The organism is Brevibacillus fortis, assembly GCF_003013395.1.
In the GTDB taxonomy this organism is placed as follows: domain Bacteria; phylum Bacillota; class Bacilli; order Brevibacillales; family Brevibacillaceae; genus Brevibacillus; species Brevibacillus fortis.
On record NZ_PXZM01000016.1, the window covers coordinates 68,960 to 86,648 of the forward strand.

19 protein-coding genes and 1 pseudogene are annotated in these 17,689 nt (G+C 47.4%); 13 read left to right on the forward strand and 7 right to left on the reverse strand.

Translation table 11 applies throughout. From position 1 onward, the window contains the following. Positions 1-96 precede the first annotated feature (96 nt). The 7 genes and pseudogenes from C7R93_RS11605 to C7R93_RS11635 all read left to right on the forward strand — a co-directional run. Positions 97-507 (forward strand): annotated as a pseudogene (locus C7R93_RS11605) (amino acid permease); the annotation flags it as partial. A gap of 159 nt (positions 508-666) precedes the next feature. Continuing rightward, complete coding sequence (locus tag C7R93_RS11610) at positions 667-1,128, forward strand: hypothetical protein (protein WP_106838946.1); 462 nt, start codon at positions 667-669, stop codon at positions 1,126-1,128. Between the two features lie 276 nt (positions 1,129-1,404). Then, on the forward strand, positions 1,405-2,580 hold the full coding sequence (locus C7R93_RS11615) for an amidohydrolase (RefSeq protein ID WP_106838947.1): 1,176 nt from the start codon (positions 1,405-1,407) through the stop codon (positions 2,578-2,580). 27 nt (positions 2,581-2,607) lie between these two features. Then, complete coding sequence (locus C7R93_RS11620; RefSeq protein ID WP_106838948.1) at positions 2,608-3,438, forward strand: DUF3100 domain-containing protein; 831 nt, start codon at positions 2,608-2,610, stop codon at positions 3,436-3,438. Then, entirely contained in the window at positions 3,435-3,872 is a 438-nt protein-coding gene (locus C7R93_RS11625) for a hypothetical protein (protein WP_106838949.1), read from the forward strand. The genes C7R93_RS11620 and C7R93_RS11625 overlap by 4 nt, the downstream gene beginning before the upstream one ends. Before the next feature lie 93 nt (positions 3,873-3,965). Next, positions 3,966-4,754, forward strand: coding sequence for an ABC transporter ATP-binding protein (locus tag C7R93_RS11630; RefSeq protein WP_106838950.1), 789 nt, complete (start codon positions 3,966-3,968; stop codon positions 4,752-4,754). A 99-nt stretch (positions 4,755-4,853) separates the two neighbouring features. Further along, on the forward strand, positions 4,854-5,543 hold the full coding sequence (locus C7R93_RS11635) for an MBL fold metallo-hydrolase (RefSeq protein ID WP_106838951.1): 690 nt from the start codon (positions 4,854-4,856) through the stop codon (positions 5,541-5,543). A 54-nt stretch (positions 5,544-5,597) separates the two neighbouring features. On the opposite strand, the gene C7R93_RS11640 is transcribed toward C7R93_RS11635, so the two are convergent. From C7R93_RS11640 to C7R93_RS11650, 3 genes are all read right to left on the reverse strand, one after another. Then, positions 5,598-6,245, reverse strand: coding sequence for a SurA N-terminal domain-containing protein (locus C7R93_RS11640; RefSeq protein WP_106838952.1), 648 nt, complete (start codon positions 6,243-6,245; stop codon positions 5,598-5,600). Positions 6,246-6,354: 109 nt separating this feature from the next. Further along, a complete protein-coding gene (locus tag C7R93_RS11645) occupies positions 6,355-7,041 on the reverse strand; it encodes a tetratricopeptide repeat protein (protein ID WP_106838953.1) in 687 nt (228 codons plus the stop codon). An 80-nt stretch (positions 7,042-7,121) separates the two neighbouring features. Continuing rightward, entirely contained in the window at positions 7,122-9,080 is a 1,959-nt protein-coding gene (locus C7R93_RS11650) for a beta-propeller domain-containing protein (RefSeq protein WP_106838954.1), read from the reverse strand. Positions 9,081-9,262: 182 nt separating this feature from the next. On the opposite strand from C7R93_RS11650, the gene C7R93_RS11655 reads away from it, so the two are divergent. The 5 genes from C7R93_RS11655 to C7R93_RS11675 all read left to right on the forward strand — a co-directional run bounded on the left by C7R93_RS11655 (position 9,263) and on the right by C7R93_RS11675 (position 14,565). Further along, complete coding sequence (locus C7R93_RS11655) at positions 9,263-10,798, forward strand: fumarate hydratase (protein ID WP_106838955.1); 1,536 nt, start codon at positions 9,263-9,265, stop codon at positions 10,796-10,798. Positions 10,799-10,964: 166 nt separating this feature from the next. Further along, positions 10,965-12,185: a metal-dependent hydrolase family protein gene (locus C7R93_RS11660; protein WP_106838956.1), complete on the forward strand. Its 1,221-nt coding sequence runs from the start codon at positions 10,965-10,967 to the stop codon at positions 12,183-12,185. A 150-nt stretch (positions 12,186-12,335) separates the two neighbouring features. Then, complete coding sequence (locus C7R93_RS11665; RefSeq protein WP_106838957.1) at positions 12,336-12,677, forward strand: LysM peptidoglycan-binding domain-containing protein; 342 nt, start codon at positions 12,336-12,338, stop codon at positions 12,675-12,677. Between the two features lie 100 nt (positions 12,678-12,777). Next, positions 12,778-12,966, forward strand: coding sequence for a hypothetical protein (locus C7R93_RS11670; protein ID WP_007724315.1), 189 nt, complete (start codon positions 12,778-12,780; stop codon positions 12,964-12,966). A gap of 189 nt (positions 12,967-13,155) precedes the next feature. After that, entirely contained in the window at positions 13,156-14,565 is a 1,410-nt protein-coding gene (locus C7R93_RS11675; protein WP_106838980.1) for an MDR family MFS transporter, read from the forward strand. 2 nt (positions 14,566-14,567) lie between these two features. On the opposite strand, the gene C7R93_RS11680 is transcribed toward C7R93_RS11675, so the two are convergent. Then, positions 14,568-14,822, reverse strand: a complete 255-nt coding sequence (locus tag C7R93_RS11680) for an alpha/beta-type small acid-soluble spore protein (RefSeq protein WP_007724320.1) — start codon at positions 14,820-14,822, stop codon at positions 14,568-14,570. A 31-nt stretch (positions 14,823-14,853) separates the two neighbouring features. Then, the gene (gene yfkAB, locus C7R93_RS11685) at positions 14,854-15,969 is read right to left on the reverse strand and encodes a radical SAM/CxCxxxxC motif protein YfkAB (RefSeq protein ID WP_106838958.1); all 1,116 of its coding nucleotides are present in this window, start codon (positions 15,967-15,969) and stop codon (positions 14,854-14,856) included. A 78-nt stretch (positions 15,970-16,047) separates the two neighbouring features. On the opposite strand from yfkAB, the gene C7R93_RS11690 reads away from it, so the two are divergent. Then, positions 16,048-16,731, forward strand: coding sequence for a DUF1385 domain-containing protein (locus tag C7R93_RS11690; RefSeq protein WP_106838959.1), 684 nt, complete (start codon positions 16,048-16,050; stop codon positions 16,729-16,731). An 87-nt stretch (positions 16,732-16,818) separates the two neighbouring features. Here the strand turns inward: C7R93_RS11690 and C7R93_RS11695 are convergent, their stop codons facing one another. Together C7R93_RS11695 and C7R93_RS11700 are read right to left on the reverse strand one after the other, a co-directional pair. Then, positions 16,819-17,352: a gamma carbonic anhydrase gene (locus C7R93_RS11695; RefSeq protein WP_106838960.1), complete on the reverse strand. Its 534-nt coding sequence runs from the start codon at positions 17,350-17,352 to the stop codon at positions 16,819-16,821. Between the two features lie 13 nt (positions 17,353-17,365). Then, positions 17,366-17,674, reverse strand: a complete 309-nt coding sequence (locus tag C7R93_RS11700) for a HesB/IscA family protein (protein WP_106838961.1) — start codon at positions 17,672-17,674, stop codon at positions 17,366-17,368. Between the last annotated feature and the right edge of the window lie 15 nt (positions 17,675-17,689).

Genomic DNA, 17,689 nt, shown 5'->3' on the forward strand with positions numbered 1-17,689 from the left:
CGGCAATTTGATGAAAGCGCGCATGAGAGCTTTATCGGTTCCCAATCAGAAAAGGGAAGGGAGGGATAACAAATGCGGCAGGAAAAAGAACAGCAAATACTCGATTATATTGTGAAAAGCATTAATCCTGACACGTCATATACCACCTTGGCATTTCTTACAGCGGTAAGTGTCGTTGGTCTATATGTCGCTTATGGTATTCCTCTTTATCTCAAGCTCCGTGCGGAATCGCGAGGACTATTTCAGCGGAAGCATTATGGTCCCTGGCATTTGGGGAACTGGAGTAAATTAATCAATGTGTTGAGTCTGATTTGGATCGTCTTCATCTCGATCATGATGGTGATTCCACCCAATCAAACAGCTGGGTATGCCTTGATTGCCATGTTTTTGGTGCTACTGATCATGGATTTGGCTTATTACCGGAAGCATTTCAAGGGCCCGCAAGCAGCGCTGGGCAATTCGGAGGAAGACATTAAGCGTCAGGAAGCGAAATTTCGAGACTCCTAATGGAAGGGAAGTTTCGTTTCATGGAAGGTGAAGAGTCTCCCTTATGTCAGTATTGGCATAAGGGCTTTTTTTTCGTAGAGGGCAGTTTTGCATAACGAATGGCAGAGGACGAAAAGCTATCAGTAGGAAGGAAATAGAAATATAGATGGGAGGAACGCAATGAATAGGATGACATGCGTGATGCTTGTTATGGGAATCATGCTGATGGCTCAATCAACGACTGGCTTGGTTCCACAGGTGAGTGGGTATGACGGATATGTGCGTAAAGGAAATTCCTCAAATCGGTATGAAGTCTCGGGTATTACAAATGCAGGCGCATTCGAAGCTTTTTTTGGCAAACTTCAAGAAGCGGTCAAAAAAAATGATAAGACAGAAGTAGCCAAGCATATGAGATATCCACTTCGTGTGAACAAAGACGGAAAAAGTAGCTTCATCAAAGATGAACAGCAATTTCTGGAAGAGTATGATCGAATCATGACCGACAAGGTAAAGGAAGCGTTTTTACAGCAAAAGGTAACGGATACGTTTGTCAATGATCAAGGTGTGATGGTAGGGAATGGAGAAATGTGGCTGGGGCAATTTTCGAATCGCTTTGTCGTTTTTGCAGTAAATGTAGAATAGAGCAAGGGCTTTTCAGTAGAAAAGCTCCCCATCTAGCAGAGCAAATGTTTTTATTGTTCCAACTAGTATATTTTACATGGACATTATCGGTGGAAAATTCTAAAATAACAAATAAATAGACAGCTTTAGATGTAGATTCGACAGCTTTGTCCCTGTGGAATGGACGTTTGTCATTTTCATCGTTCCGTGATAGAATTCACAAAACGATATTTTTTTTAGTTAAACTTAACTGACTCGGAAAATTTTGAGTAAGAAAGCAAAAAAAGGAGTGATTGTGTGAGTCTGGAAACGAAAAAATGGGCGGACGAAGTAGCTGAGCAGGTAGTCTCATGGCGACGCTATCTCCATCAGCATCCGGAATTGTCGTTTGAAGAGGAAAAGACATCTCAATTTATTTACGAAACGTTGGAATCTTTCGGGAATTTAGAGCTTTCGCGGCCAACCAAAACGAGTGTGGTCGCTCGACTGATCGGATCACAGCCAGGAAAAGTTCTCGGCATTCGCGCTGACATTGACGCTCTCCCTATCCATGAAGAAAATGAAGTGCCATACGCATCAGGAAAATCTGGCGTGATGCACGCGTGTGGACATGACGGTCATACCGCGATGCTGCTGGGAGCCGCTAAAATTTTGTCCCAGTACAAGGATCAAATCAAAGGTGAAGTTCGTTTCTTCTTCCAGCATGCCGAGGAGCTGCCTCCGGGTGGCGCTGTTGAAATCGTGAGAGCTGGTGCAGCAGACGGACTGGATTCGATTATCGGCATTCATTTGGCATCGTACATGCCTGTCGGGAAATTTGGTGTACTTTACGGGGCGCTTACTTCATCGACAGATCGCTTTGATATCAAGATTCAAGGAAAAGGCGGGCACTCCTCTCAACCGGAAGCAACCGTCGACCCGATCGTCATTGGGGCACAGGTTATTACTGGCCTACAACAAATTGTATCCCGCAATGTCAGTGCTTTGGACAAGGTCGTTATTTCGGTGACGATGCTGAATGCAGGGACAGCTTACAACATCATTCCGGATTCGATGACACTGACGGGCTCCACACGCTGCTTTGATGCGGAGATTCGCAAAAATATTCCGATGTGGATGGAACGAATTGTCAAAGGAATTACGGAAGCGCATGGCGCAAGTTATGAATTGACGTTCTCACATGGCTACACATCGGTTGTCAACGACAAGCAGGTGACGAAGCTGATGGAGGATACGATTCGCGAGCGTTGGGGAGAAGAAGAGATTATTTACATCGATCCTTTAATGCCGGGTGAAGATTTCTCGGAGTATTTGAAAAAAGCTCCAGGCTGTTTTATTCAATTAGGCGCTGGCAATCCGGAAAAAGGCTTTACGTATCCGCATCATCATCCACGCTTTGATTTTGATGAAGATGCATTGGTTCGCGGCGTGGAATTGTTTGTTCGGGCAGCTCAAAAAGTCGTCATGGAGTAGAGTGAGACAGAATGAGGGGGATGTTGCATGGCAGAGGCACGCGTCAATGAGTACAAGCTGCATTTTATCGTACTTGTTCTCGTCGCATTGACAGAATTTATCGGGACAAAGAAAATCAGCATTGGCATCGGGGTTATCGCTCTGTTTCCGATGCTATACGCGCTCGTTTTAGGTGGGGCAATCAGCTGGCCAAAGTTTAAATTTTTGAGCGAAAAAGAAATGAACGTGGCAGCAAATATTTTGGGTGTTTCGTTTTTGATCTTTATTGCAAAGCTGGGAGCCAATATCGGTCCTGAGCTGCCTAAGCTACTTGGCTCTGGTGTATCTTTGATTGTTCAAGAGATGGGACACATTGTAGGGACAATCGCATTTGGTTTGCCAGTCGCATTGTGGCTTGGTCTCAAGCGTGAAGCAATTGGGGCTACTTATTCTCTCGACCGTGAGCCAAACTTGGCGATTATCGTAGAAAAGTTTGGAGCAAACTCTGCCGAAGCTCGCGGCGCGCTGGGCGTATATATTTGCGGAACCTTGTTTGGTGCTATTTATATGTCGATTCTTGCAAGTATTTTAGGAAGCAGCGGGTTGTTCCACCCGATTTCTCTGGCGATGGGAGCCGCAGTTGGATCTGGTAGTATGATGGCAGCAGCAACAGGCTCATTGGCTGTCATTTTCCCAGAAGCGCAAAAAGACATTGCCTTTTATTCTGGAGCGGCTAATTTGATGATGAGTATCGTTGGAACGTACGTATGCATCTTCTTCTCCTTGCCGGTCACACAAAAGCTGTACGCATGGCTTGAGCCTATCATTGGCCGCAAAAGCGCTTCTTCTGCAGCAGAAGGGGGGAGAAAAAGCGCATGAATCAAATATTAACGATTTTCATCATCGGTTTTATTGCTCTCATCGGTAACTGGATCGGTTACAAAGTACCAATCATGGAATCTTTGCCAGGTATTTTGCTCTTGGCGGTCATTACATTGATCGGAATGGGCTTCACTCGCATTCTTCCGTTCAAATCTCCCGTCATTGTATGGATTTCCTTGTTTGCGATGCTTGCGACATCCCCGTTTTTTCCAGGGAACGAATATACGGCTGCATCGATTGCCAAAATCAATCTGCTCGCATTGGCTACGCCGATTCTCGCCTATGCAGGTCTGTCACTTGGAAAAGACGTTCATCTATTCAAACAGCTTAGCTGGCGTATCGTAGTCGTATCGCTTGTTGTCTTTACTGGTACGTTCCTATTCGCTACGTTGTTTGCGGAGATTGTATTCAAGTTTCAAGGCAAATTTTAACGAAACTGTTTTTGTGTTAGGGCCTCCGTGTGCTTCCATATGCCATGGAGGTTCTTTTCACATACAACTGTGAGAGTCAGGAGTGGAGAGAGCATGATCATTGATGTGAAAAAGGTTACCTGGCAAAGAGATGATACCACTATTCTGCGAGACATTGTCTGGCAAGTGCAAGACAAGGAGCATTGGTGTTTAGTTGGTTTAAACGGCTCTGGTAAAACCAGTCTGTTGAATATCATTTGTGGCTATGTGTGGCCGACAAAGGGGGAGGTCAGTGTATTAGGCAATCTTTACGGAACAGTCGACTTGCGCGAGGTGCGTAAATCGATCGGCTGGGTAAGCACGGCGCTGATGGCTCAGCTTCACGAGCATGAAACAGCACTCCGTGTCGTCTTGAGTGGACGAGAGGCAACTATCGGCTTGTATTCCGTTCCGGAGCAGGCGGACGTAGAGAAAGCGTCGGATTTACTCGATACATTTGGATGCCGTGCATTAAAAAACAGACGTTTTGCCGCTTTATCGCAAGGGGAGAGACAAAAAATACTGATTGCTCGTGCATTGATGGCCTCCCCTCGACTGCTCATCCTAGACGAGCCTTGTACCGGACTGGACTTGCTTTCAAGAGAACAGTTGTTGGCAATGATTGAACAAATCGCCAAGCAGCCGAACGGGCCCACTCTCATTTATGTCACGCATCACATTGAAGAAATTTTGCCTTGCTTCACGCATACCTTGCTGCTGAAAGCGGGGGAAGTAGACCAAGCTGGAAAAACAGATGAGGTCCTAACGGCTGAGCGTCTGACTAGCTTTTTCGGTGTACCTGTTCACATTCAACGCTCGCAAGGAAGGTCTTGGGTAAGCCTAGGGGAAGAGGCGATCGTTTGATCGAGTAGGATAAGTTTGGTTACGAATCAGCACGGTTGTGTATGATTGTGTATAATAGCAGTAAGAAATGGTATCTGGGAGGAGAGGAGAGATGGAGGCATGAACAATGTGATTGCACCAATCACAGACTCCACCTGGGCGATCATCACCTATGAGGAAGCGTGGAATAGCTACGTGAACAGCTATGTGATCAAACAAGGGAATGCCTTTGTATTGATTGATTCTCACCAGCGCAAGCAACGCTCATTTTTTCAACAGGCGTTGGAAGAGATCGGGGCCAAGCCAGAGCGAACGGAATATATCTACTTTACTCATCGACATGCTGACCATATTGGAAATGCCGATATGTTCCCTTCTCGAAACAATTGGATACACCTCGACGATTATTACGAACTGGACGATTTTTCACAGACGCTATTCGGTCATACGTTTACAGGTAGTGGGGGAGATCTGCCTTCACTGCGTTTCCGACAGCTTTCTTTCCATACAGAAGGTTCCGTTGCCTTCTTTGATCCCCAGTCGAAAATATGCTTTGTTGGCGATCATTTGTGTTTTGAAAACACAGAGCTCGGCCAAATCGTTGGCGGAGAAGATACCTGTCGGACGGCTTATCTGGAACAATTAAAGCAGTGGGTAGCTCGTGAACCAGAGCGAGCGGTGGAGTTTACGGAGGGTTTGGAGATTTTGCTGGATTGGCCCATTGAGTATTTAGCCACGGGGCATGGCCCCATTCTTCAAGGCGAAATTAAGGCGTTTTTGCAAGGGTTGATTGCCATTGCCCGTCCGTAACGTAAAAAAAGACTTGTGTGCCGCGGATTGTCGGCTTACACAAGTCTTTTTGCTTTACTTGCTGGAAGTTGTTGTTTCTTCTTCTTCCACTTCTTTTTCTCTTTCTAAATCTTTATCCATGATTTGGACGTTATGCTTTTTATACAAATCATCGATCCATTTATCTATATTTTTGCGTTTGTGTCTGTCTTTTACTTTTTCAACCACTTGCGGGCGAACTTCTTCGAGTGTTCCCTCGAACTTATCTTGGTTTTTATCATAGTATTCCTTAATTTGTTCTTCGGTGATCGGATTAGCCTTCTCGAACAGCTTGTCCCGCAGCATGACAGCACGCACGCCTTCACGGAGCTCTTGCTCAGTCATTTGCTTATCATCCAAATACTGTTGGAATCTCTCTGGTGATCCCATTTTTTCTTTGATTGGGTTCACACGCGCATCGAGTTCTTGATCAGTTACAGTGACTCCTTGTGCAGCGCCTTCCTGCTTGTACAGCTCCAAGGTGATGATATCAGCCATGACACGCTTACCAGCATCTTTTTTCAATTTATCGTACATTTGTTCCTGAGTGATCGTCACATCACCAATTTTGGCAACAGGGTTATTCGCAGAGAAAGCAGATTCTTTTCCAGAACTACAGCCTACCACGGCGAGACTTAGTACGAGTGCTGAGGTAGCGAGAATAGATACATTAAATTTTTTCATTAATAACAACCTCTCTTTCTTGATAGATATACGACTGTGTATAGTGCAGCGTTTCGGATACCGGAAAATAAAAACCGCACACATAAAGCAATGTGCGGTCATCAATCGATTAGCTGGCTTGTGTAGAGGCCTTTTTCCACTCTTCCAAGCGTTTTTCCAGTACGGAGTGATTCAGATGCAATAGACTTGCGGATTTGTCCATCAATTGCTTGAGATGGGAAAGGGCTCGCTCGTAATTTCCTTTGGCAGCTTCAATCTCTGCCAAGCAGAAGAGCTTCCAGTCTTTTGCCGATCGTTTGCTTGCGATCAACTGGTAAGCTTCTATCGCACTCTCTACTTCACCCAGTCGGGCGTGCGAGCAGGCAATTAGAGCTAAGGAATCAGTCATTCCCTGATCACGCTGGTAAATACGAAAAGCCACTTCTAATGATTCGTTGTATCGTTCAGATGAATAGTAAACGATCGCCAGGTTGTAAAACAAGTAGTGAATCATCGCTTGATTAAATAACGTTGGGCGTTCTTTACAGACGCTGATTCCTTGAACGATATATTTTTCGGCCATTTCATAATTGCCAAGCATGATCTCATGTGTTGATTTATCCAGCATAGCCACAGCACGGGAACGGTTCTTCCGATAGGAAGCCTCCAGCCAGCGCAATCGAACATCCAAACGGCGTTTGAAAAGATTGGCCATGTACTGAAAGCGGAAGGGCCAGTGCAAGCGAAGAAACATAACCAACAGCACAGCCGCAATCCCTGCCAGCGTTGATGTCAAATTAAAACTCAAATACTCCACGTAGTGACACCCTCTCTATTTACGCTGCATCTATTACCCCATCTTAGCACAGAACCTGTCCGCATGACAGAGCATTACCGCTATTTCGTCAATGGCAAGATATTCTCTTTTTTGGAGGTAGAGAGCTGCTGTGTTTTGACGTAATCGTCGGAAACGGTATAGAGGGTGTCGCCGATAGTGAGTATCCGTTTGATGTTACTGGAGCTGTCGTACCAGCCTTCGCCAGCTTTCGCGATATCTTCCTTCGACAGATGGGTAATCTGCTCTGTCAGTTGAAAGCCTTTTAGCAGATCGAGCTGATATACATAGGCACCCTGGAAAGTAAACTGGCCGTACTGGCGCATATCGTTTTTGGCTTTTTGTTCAGCCGTTCGTTCGTGGACTGTTACAGGAAAGGCAAGCAGATTTTTTTCTTTGGAAAAAAGCAGAGCCTTGTGATTGTGCAACAGCTCAGAGTCTGTTCCTCTGTCCCCAATAACAGTCTTGAACTTTTCTTTCGGTTTCGTTACATCACTGACGTCAAAGAGGGCAATTTTCATCCCTTGGTAGTAGGCCATGTCTTTATCTGCTTCTGCTTCTTTGCCAAAACCGATGATATGATTCTCATCATACGGGTGTAAATAGTCGCTGTAACCTGGAATTTTGAGGGCACCTAGTACGCTTGGAGCAGAAGGCTTCTTCAGATCGAGTACGAATAGCGGATCGACTTTTTTGAAGGTGACCATGTAGGCGCGATCTCCCATGAAACGGACAGAGTAAATACGTTCTCCTGGAGCGATGCCTTCTAGCTTGCCAAATACCTCGAGTTTGTTGTTCAGTACATACAAGTTGTTTTTCGACGTATGCTCATCGTCTCGCCACATGTTCCCGCTAGTCGTGGCGATTCGGAAATAACCGTCGTTTTCATCCATGGAAAACTGGTTCAGAATGCGTCCAGGCACAGACCCTTTTCCCGTATATCGAATGTCTCCCTTGTTCATGGCAAAGCGGTAAATGGTTGTATCTGACTCCATAGGAGGTGCAATCAAAGAAGTAGACGATGCTTTTTGCTTAACGGCTACCGGCTGTACATTGTTCTGGGTGACGGCTACATACAGATTTTTAGTGGATGCATAGATGTTCTCCCCAGCACCAAGATACGTATTCAGTGACATCTCTTGTTTCGAATCATCCAGATTCACGCCAGCGACGATCAAATACTCTGGCCGAAAGTGATCCGGGAAGTAACGAATCTCGCTGTAGGGAATGGTTTGGTATTGGTTATGATGGACGCTGTCTTTATACGTTGGGCCCGGCACTTCTGTTTTCTCCTGCATAATACGATAAGTATCCATGTAATGGTTGGCTGTCACGTACAAGCTCGCGCCGATTTTGCGGGACGACATGTACTGGCCTTCTAGCTCCAGTTGGCGAATGAGCCGAGGTTGTTTTTTGTCCGTAATATCGTAGATCATGGTTTTCACTGACTGCATGCCTTGGTAACGGGGAATGCCTCTTTTGGAAGCATGGCCGGGAGGATAAGAGATGGTCTCATCCGCTTGCCCGATAACGATGAGTCTACGATCGTCTACGTACATTTCTTGCGGTACGAATTTTCCATTGTCATAGCTGATGCGGCTTGCGACCTTCATCTCGGTGGCTGGATACGCTTTGATGATGCGCACTTCATTTTGTGTGGATTGATAAAGATAAGTCCCGTCTGATTTTACGATATCTGCTTCATCAACGCCCTGCACTTGTGTGTTGGTTGTGGAAAAATCACCGCGAACAGCGCCTCCGGAAGTGTCAGCTACTTTGTTGACAGTGCTAGGCGCGGCTACTGGCAAAGCGGTAGACGTTTCCATGGTGGCGTAGTAATAGCTGTCCTGGTTTGATGATTGGATGAGCTTTTTTAGCTCCGCATAGGAACCGACTACGGGCAAATCTTCTGTTGATGCGGCTTGAACGGTTGGCTCCGCGACTGTACCTGTCGTCAACAGGAAGGGTATAGCGGTTACCACCATCACGGAGGCGAGAAGCCCGGCAAATGTTCTTTTCATTTTGATCCCCCTCATATCTGCTTCTTGCCAAAATTTGTTGTCGGTAATAAGACGATGCATTTTTACGGAATGTTTCACACACTCTTTGGGCAGCAATCTACGGACAGGTGGGGGAGCGTGTGCTATAATAATAGGCGGTTTATGCTACCATTTACACCACTACGTCAAAAGGGGCGTCATAGATGGAAAACTTGAAGCAAAGCATTCTGGAACTGATCACGGATACTTCTACGAATCTACCACCAGACGTGCGTCGTGCCGTCAATGCAGCTAAAGTGAAAGAGGATCTTGGCACACGTGCAGCGCTGTCTTTGTCTACGATCGCGCAAAACGTCGTCATGGCAGAAGAAAATGTTTCTCCGATCTGTCAAGATACAGGGATGCCTACATTCGAAGTGAAAACTCCGGTTGGGGTCAACCAGCTGATCATTAAACAAGCAATCAAGGAAATGATTGCAGAAGCAACTAAAACAGGTAAGCTGCGTTCCAACTCTGTAGATTCCTTGACGGGTGAAAACACAGGGGACAACCTCGGACCAGGTACGCCTGTCATTCACTTCGAGCAATGGGAAGAGGATGAAATCGAAATCAAGCTGATCCTCAAAGGTGGCGGCTGTGAGAACAAGAACATCCAATACTCCCTGCCCTGTGAGCTCGAAGGCCTAGGCAAAGTGGGTCGTAACTTGGATGGCATTCGCAAGTGCATTCTGCACGCTGTATACCAAGCGCAAGGACAAGGCTGTAGTGCCGGCTTCATCGGTGTAGGAATCGGTGGCGATCGCACATCCGGTTATGCACTGGCGAAGCATCAACTGTTCCGCAAAGTAGAGGATGTCAATCAAAATGCTGATCTGGCTGCTTTGGAAGACTACATCATGGAAACTGCGAACCAGCTCGGAATCGGAACCATGGGCTTCGGTGGTAACTCGACTCTGCTCGGCTGTAAAATCGGCGTGGAAAACCGCCTGCCAGCAAGCTTTTTCGTATCCGTTGCCTACAACTGCTGGGCATTCCGTCGTCAAGGTGTTCGCCTGAATCCGGAGACTGGTGAAATTCTCCGTTATCTGTATAAAGATGAAGAAGTTGCCATGGACTTGACCCCTGTAGCAGCTACGGACGATGCGGGTGAAAAGCGTCGGGAGGTTGTTCTGGAAGCGCCAATCTCTGAAGAACAAATCCGCAGCCTGCGAGTGGGCGATGTGGTCATCATCAATGGCGAAATGCACACAGGACGCGACGCCCTGCACAGCTACCTAATGGATCATGACTGTCCAGTGGACCTGAATGGTGGCATCATCTACCATTGCGGTCCGGTTATGCTGAAGGATCAAGAAGGCGAGTGGCATGTAAAAGCGGCTGGCCCGACTACTTCCATTCGTGAGGAGCCGTACCAAGGCGAAATCATCAAGAAATTCGGAATCCGTGCTGTTATCGGAAAAGGTGGAATGGGTGCGAAAACCCTGAAAGCATTGAACGAGCATGGCGCTGTGTACTTGAATGCGATTGGTGGAGCGGCCCAGTATTATGCAGAATGCTTGGAAAAAGTAGAAGGTGTTGACTTCATGGAATTCGGTATTCCAGAAGCGATGTGGCACCTGCGCGTAAAAGGCTTCGCTGCAATCGTCACCATGGATTCCCATGGCAACAGCTTGCACGCGGATGTGGAAAAGTCTTCCGCAGAGAAATTAGCTCAGTTTGCGGCACCTGTATTTAAATAAGGAATGTAACACGAAAGCCTCTGACGCACTTCATGTGCTGCCGGAGGTTTTTTTTTTCAAACTAGGCGGAAGATGAGAAGGAAATAGTTGGATGCATGATGAACTTTCGAGGGACTAACCAGGATTGCGGGCAGATGGATTTTCATTTTTGACAGGGGGGACAGGAATGAAATGGTTGATTGCTGATCGCGTCATTATCGGAGATGGAGAACGTGTAATCGAACAAGGTGCAGTTGGGATTGATAGGCAAGGAAAGATTGTAGCAGTAGGGACAGAATCGGAGCTTGCGCATTCCTTTTCGGAAGGAGAGGTAAAGCGGTACAGCGGATGCTCCATTTTGCCAGGCTTGATCGATTTGCATGTTCACATCGGGTATTGGTGGAGCAAACCAGACTCGGCTGAGTATCGCAACAACGATGGACTTGTGGCTCTACTTGCGACAGCGAACTTGAAAGAGGCGCTTTCCCTGGGGGTCACGACGATCCGCGATGTAGCCGCACCGGATGGATTGTGCAATACGCTGAAGCTGGCAGCCAAGAACAAGTTCATTGTTTCCCCTCGTCTTTTTCAGGTAAACCAAGGGATTATTATGACCGGGGGCCACGGCTGGCAATTGGATGGTGCCCTGCGAGAAGCCAATGGCCCGTGGGAAGTGCGGACAGCCGTGCGTGAACAAGTGAGAGCGGGAGCAGACTGGATCAAGCTCATGACGAGCCATCGTACACCAACGCCGGAGTTCACACAAGAGGAACTGGATGCGGCCGTAGATGAATCTCATCGCTTGGCACGGAAATGCTGTGTGCATGCATCCCTCCAACCGGCGATCCAGATGGCAATTGATGCGGGATTTGATACGATCGAGCACGCGACGCATATGACAGTCGAACAGGCAGAGCAGATGAAGAAAAAAGGACTGGTATGGGTACCGACCATGATTACCTTCTTCCAGATTGCTGATTATTACAAGCATATTTGGCATGAGCAGCAACAAGCGAATCAAGGCATATTGAGCGAAGGGCTTATCGAGCAGGGAGCCTTTTTCATCGAATCGGAAAAGGCGTACCGCGAGAACTTCGCACGATTGATGAATACAGGTGTAAAAATCGCTACGGGTACGGATATCGTATTGGATGGCTATCCGATTACGCCTGTGGCAGAAGAGATCAAGCTGATGGTGGAGCTGGGAATGGAGCCAATTCGAGCGATCCAGGCTGCTACCCAAAACGCTGCTGAGGTGCTGGACCAAGGAAGCAGGATCGGTACGTTAGCGCCAGGGTATCTCGCTGATCTGCTTGTGGTAAACGGTGATCCTTTACAAGAAATAGAGTCTTTGAAGCAAGTGGAAGAAGTGTTTCTTGAGAGTGTGACTGTCTTTTCAAAGTGTTGATGGGGCTGAGCCTTGCTGATTCAGGTTTGTAACGGCGTTTGTACTGGGTGTTTGACTATTCTTTGCCAAAATGGGTATTCGTTTATTGCGCGTGTATCAAGGCGGGCATAGGTTAATAACGAATGATCACAGATAAAAGGAGTGAGATTCGTGAACTATGTAGTCCGTGCCGGAGATACGCTGAACAGCATTGCGGCTCGTTTTGGTGTATCCGTTCAGGAATTGATCCGCGTGAATAATATCGCATATCCTTACTACATTTACGTCGGTCAAAATTTGTACATCCCGATTACCCCGACACCAGCTCCTGGTGGAGATGTCGAGCGTCGCTTGGAGCGTGTGGAAAGGCGAGTGGATGCGCTTCGGGAAGATTTTCGCAGACTGGATAACCGAGTTGATCGATTAGAGAACCGTGTCACTCGCCTGGAGAGGGCCATTACGCCGACACCGCCTCCGCGCCCACGTCCGCCCGGTACGCCTCGTCCACGCTAAGCAGCTGGATAGAGGACCAAATAATTTTCCTCACTTCGTAATTTCCTCTTCGCCCGATCCTGCATAAACTGATACGAGAGGATTAAGAGGAGGTGCGGCCATGCTAGGGTTAAATGGAAAAAACGTTCGACACCATTTCATGGGCGTCTATGGAAAAGTGGTGCAGATTCGGGAACTGGTGGATGTCATCGACCAAGTTTTTGACTCTGTCAACAAAGTGGGCGACATAGGAAAGGCGATGCTTGGACCTCGAAAGGCAAGTGCCAAAAAGCTCGACAAGCTCAGATGAATGGGGAGAGGAATGGCATAACAAAAAACCGCGTCCGTAATGGATGCGGTTTTTATTTTGATTTATTGATGGCTCTTAGGGGCAGACTCTATCATCAGAATAAATCATTTGGAAGAAAAAGTCTATTCTTTTTTTGAAAATTCCCTTATATTTTTGGAGCTGTTATCAACTGACTTCAATAAGGGAGTGATGGAGATGGAAAAGGAAAAGCGTCACGTAGGTTTGGTTACGGGTGGAGTGCTGATGGGGCTAGTCTTGTCATCGCTGGATCAGACGATTGTATCAACAGCCATGCCGACAATCGCCAAAGAGCTGGGAGGTCTATCTTTTTACAGCTGGGTGTTCGCCATTTATATGCTCGCATCGACCACGAGCATGCCCATCTATGGGAAAATGGCTGACTTGTTTGGACCGAGAAAAATGTATTTGATTGGTTTGTTTCTGTTTCTCGTGGGATCTCTTCTGTGCGGTTTGGCTAATTCCATGACAAGTCTTATTGTAGCGAGAGGAGTTCAAGGCTTGGGCGCTGGGGCATTAATGCCGGTTGCATTCATCATTGTTGGTGAACTGTATCCACCCGAGAAGAGAGGCAAATTTCAAGGCCTTTTCGGAGCTGTCTTTGCCATGACGAGTATACTCGGTCCCTCGTTGGGAGGAATCCTCGTGGAGCTTCTGCCATGGGGATGGATCTTCTTTATTAACCTTCCCATCGGTATCGCTGCCTTTTTGATCATTGCCCTAGCCTGGAGTGATCAGCGGCATTATGATAAAAAGCCTGTCATCGACTGGTATGGGGCGATTTGCTTGAGCGCAGCTATCATTCTCATCCTGCTGTCCTTTGTCATGGAGGGGAGAGAATACAAGATCGGATTAGGGGGAGCGGGTATCCTACTTCTCGGCTTGTTCATCTGGGTTGAAACCAAAGCTAAGGAACCTTTGCTTCCACTTTCTTTATTTCGCATCCCAGCCATTGGATATGGCAATCTCGTAGGATTCTTTGTGAGTGCGGCTTTGTTCGGGGCAATCGCATACACCCCTTTGTTCGTCCAAGGGGTGGGCGGTGCGAGTCCATCAGAGGCTGGTTTTCTTTTAGTGCCACTCATGCTGTCCGCAGCGATTTCTTCGACGATTGGGGGAAGATGGATGGCAAAAGCTTCCTTTCGTGCGGTTCTAATCCCCAGCTTACTTATCATGGCGACAGGCTTTTTCCTAATGAGCACGATTGATGTAGAAACAACCAACACACAGCTCGTCATCTACATGATTGTCACAGGTCTAGGCATGGGGGCCATCTATCCGGCACTCGGTACCGCAGCACAAAGCGCTGTAAAACCGCAAGATCGGGGCGTTGCCATGTCGACATCGCAATTATTTCGTTCCATTGGGGGAACGATTGGAATCAGTTTGTTTGGAACCATCGTGGAATGGCAGATGCGGGCAGGCTTGGTGTTTAGTGAAGCTTTGCACGGCGTCTTTGTCACTGGATTGATTCTGATTGGAATCAGCTTGATAGCCAGTGTTCTACTCGGCAATGTGCGAATGCTCGACAAAGAACCCCGCCATTCGCATTCATCAAATAGCGGGGTTCCCAAAGCATAGGATCACGGTTTTTTATTCATGCCTTCCATCGCCATCCGAACCATCTCTCTGACCATACTGCCGCCCAAGCGTCCTCCGATTCGACCGGCATCGTGAGAGGTTAGCTGTCCATTGTAGCCGGGCTGCAACGGAACATGAATTTCTTCCGCGACCTCGAATTTGGCCTGCGCGGGATCAGCAACGTGGGCAACCTGCGCTTTTAGGGCGTCCAGTCCTTTTCGCGCCTCGGGAACGAGAGGGCGTTTGCGTCTGCTCATGGTAGATCACCTCACGCCCTAGTGTGCCCATTTAGACGATTGCTTTGCGCAGAGTGAAATCAGTCTCCTGATAGTAAGTATTAGCAACGAGCAGGTTAGGTCCGGCACATGCAGCAGCAGGGCAGAAGCAATTGATTTTTTGATTCAGCGTGTGTTCTTGCCATTTTTCAAACATCGACTGGAGCTGATCGGTTTGAATATTGCCCAATGGCTCTACATCTCCGAAATCGGTCACGATGACATCGCCCGTAAAAATGTTGATGTTAAGACGATTTCGACCATCTGGATCATTGCGAGTCGTCACATTTTTCGCGGACCGCAGTCTGCTGATCAACTCCCTGTCTGCTGCCTCATTACTACAAGCAAAAAACGGAAGCGTCCCGAATAGCATCCACAAATCTTCATTGCGTACATCGAGCATCCGATGAATGGCTTGACGAAGCTCATCGAGTGAAAGCACATTCAGATCACGGGCAAAATCACTCGCGTACATCGGGTGCACCTCATGCCGCTTGCTGCCCATCTCTTGAATCTGGCGGTGGAGGGTATCGAGCTTTGTCCATGTGCGATGATTCAACATCGTTTCGGCTGAGACAAATACACCTGCTTCCGAGAGCTTGCGTGCATTTTCCATCATCTCGTGAAACTGTGCTTCCGCTCTTTTTATTGAAACCGGCTGCCTTGCTTTTGCGTAAACAATATCATGAAATTCTTCGGGAGTAGACCAGTTCCACGAAATATGCATGACGTCAATGTAAGGCAGGATCAACTCATACCGAGAAAACGGCATAGACATGTTGGAGTTGATTTGTGTCCGCAGTCCTCGTTCTGCTGCATATTGTAGAATAGGCCCGATCACAGTTTTCACGGTGCGCTCGCTGTACATCGGTTCTCCGCCTGTTATACTGATAGTAAGCAGATCTTTTGCTTCATCGAGACGACGGAGTATGAGATCGACAGGGAGAGCGGGATCGTCTTTGTATCGCAATGTATCACCAACCGCGCAATGCTCACAGCGGAGATTGCACAGATTCGTTACAGTAAACTCGACGCTGGTAAGTTTATAGGCGGGGGGTGTCGCATTGAACAACGGCTCCCATGGATCGTGTAAAGGTGTTAATGGTGTAGTTGGAACCATGCGGATCAATTGTGGAAACCTCCTTCATTCTGCGTACAACTCAACCTATTATAACGACATTAGGGCGGAAGGAGAATAGCTAACGAGATGATTATGGGGATGTCTTTTGGACGCGGTGTGCTTTTTCATGATCGCAACGTGCTGGCTTGCGCGGAAGTGAAAGACGGCGTAATTCATATGTGGGCGGAAAAAATTACATTGAAAACAATAGGGAAGCTCTGGTATCGGATATTTTTCTCCTTTCCGTGGTACTATCAATTGTTTCACCTCCTGCTTGCGTGTTATGTACTAGCAGCGATCGTGAAACCTGACTGGGCTGTTATTGATCCGATGTGGGTAGCTGTATACATTGCAGGCTTTCACTTCGTTTTTCCGAAAATGATGAAAAAATTTCACGGTGCGGAGCATAAGGTGTTTAGCTATGGGGGTAAGACGTCCTTAGCAGCACTAAAAGAGATTCAACGAGCAAATATCGTGAATGACGGATGCTCAACGAATCTGGTTGTATGGTTTTTTACGGGGTTCATCTTGTCCGTATTCTTTTTACCCTTAGAGTGGAGCGTCGCTTGCGGGGTAGCAGGACTGCTTGTTGGCATGCTCGGGGATCGCTACGTGCGGAAATACTTTGGTTTTCTTTACAAGCTGTCGGCTTTCTTTCAAAAATACAGTACGACCAAAGAACCGGATCGGATTCATTTAGAGACAGCGATTCGCTCGTATATGCTTTTTGAGCACATTCGCGAGGTAGATCGATTGCAGAATGCTTCGTAAGAAAAAGCGGTGTTTCCACTAGGGATACGCCGCTTTTTTTGTTCCATGCACAGGGGGGTCAACTCGATCCTTTTCCTTTTCCTTTTCCTACTCCCGTTCCAGCGGGCTATCTTCCAGTTGTCGATACATCTTTCCTTTATCCACATACGATTGGCGAATGCGTACGAATTCTTTCAAGTCTGCCTCGTTGAGTTCGCGTTTTACTTTTGCTGGATTGCCGACAACAAGTGAGCGAGGTGGCACCTTCATGCCTGGAGGAACAAGTGCACCCGCTGCAACCATCGCATCTTCCCCGATCTCCGCACGATCCAAAACAATCGCGCCCATTCCGATCAATGCGCCGCGACGTACAATGCAGCTATGTAAAACAGCGTTATGTCCAACGGTCACCTCGTCTTCGAGGATTAACGGGTTGTTCGGGCTTTGATGCAGGGTGCTGTTGTCTTGCACGCTGACGCGTTTTCCAATGACAGTCGGAGCGATGTCCCCACGGATCACTGTGTTGTACCAAATAGAAGAATCCTCACCGATTTCGACATCGCCTGAAACGACAGAGCCTTTTGCGAGGAAAACAGTAGGGTGAATCTTTGGTTTGATGTTTTCAAATGATAGCAGCAGCATAGTAACCTCCTAATCAATGAGTAAGCGAGCAATGTGTTTGCATCGGGCGCGGGTGGAAAATAGAAAAGCGGCCAGTAGCAGGATCACAGTCGATGACCGTCCCGGAAAGCTTGTCTATCTCATGCGTTTGATAAAAGAACCGAATCCCACTTATTTCTTGGTCGAGATCCTGGTTTTCCGCTTCTGTGATGGCGATGCTATATGTATAGCTGCCACATCCCGTCGTAGTTGGGACGAGTCTGATACCGAGCTGTTCAGCATCCGATTCTTCCCCGATCATTTGTGCAAGACGCGCTGCCGCAGTTGGAGTAATGGTTATCATAGTCATACCTCCTCG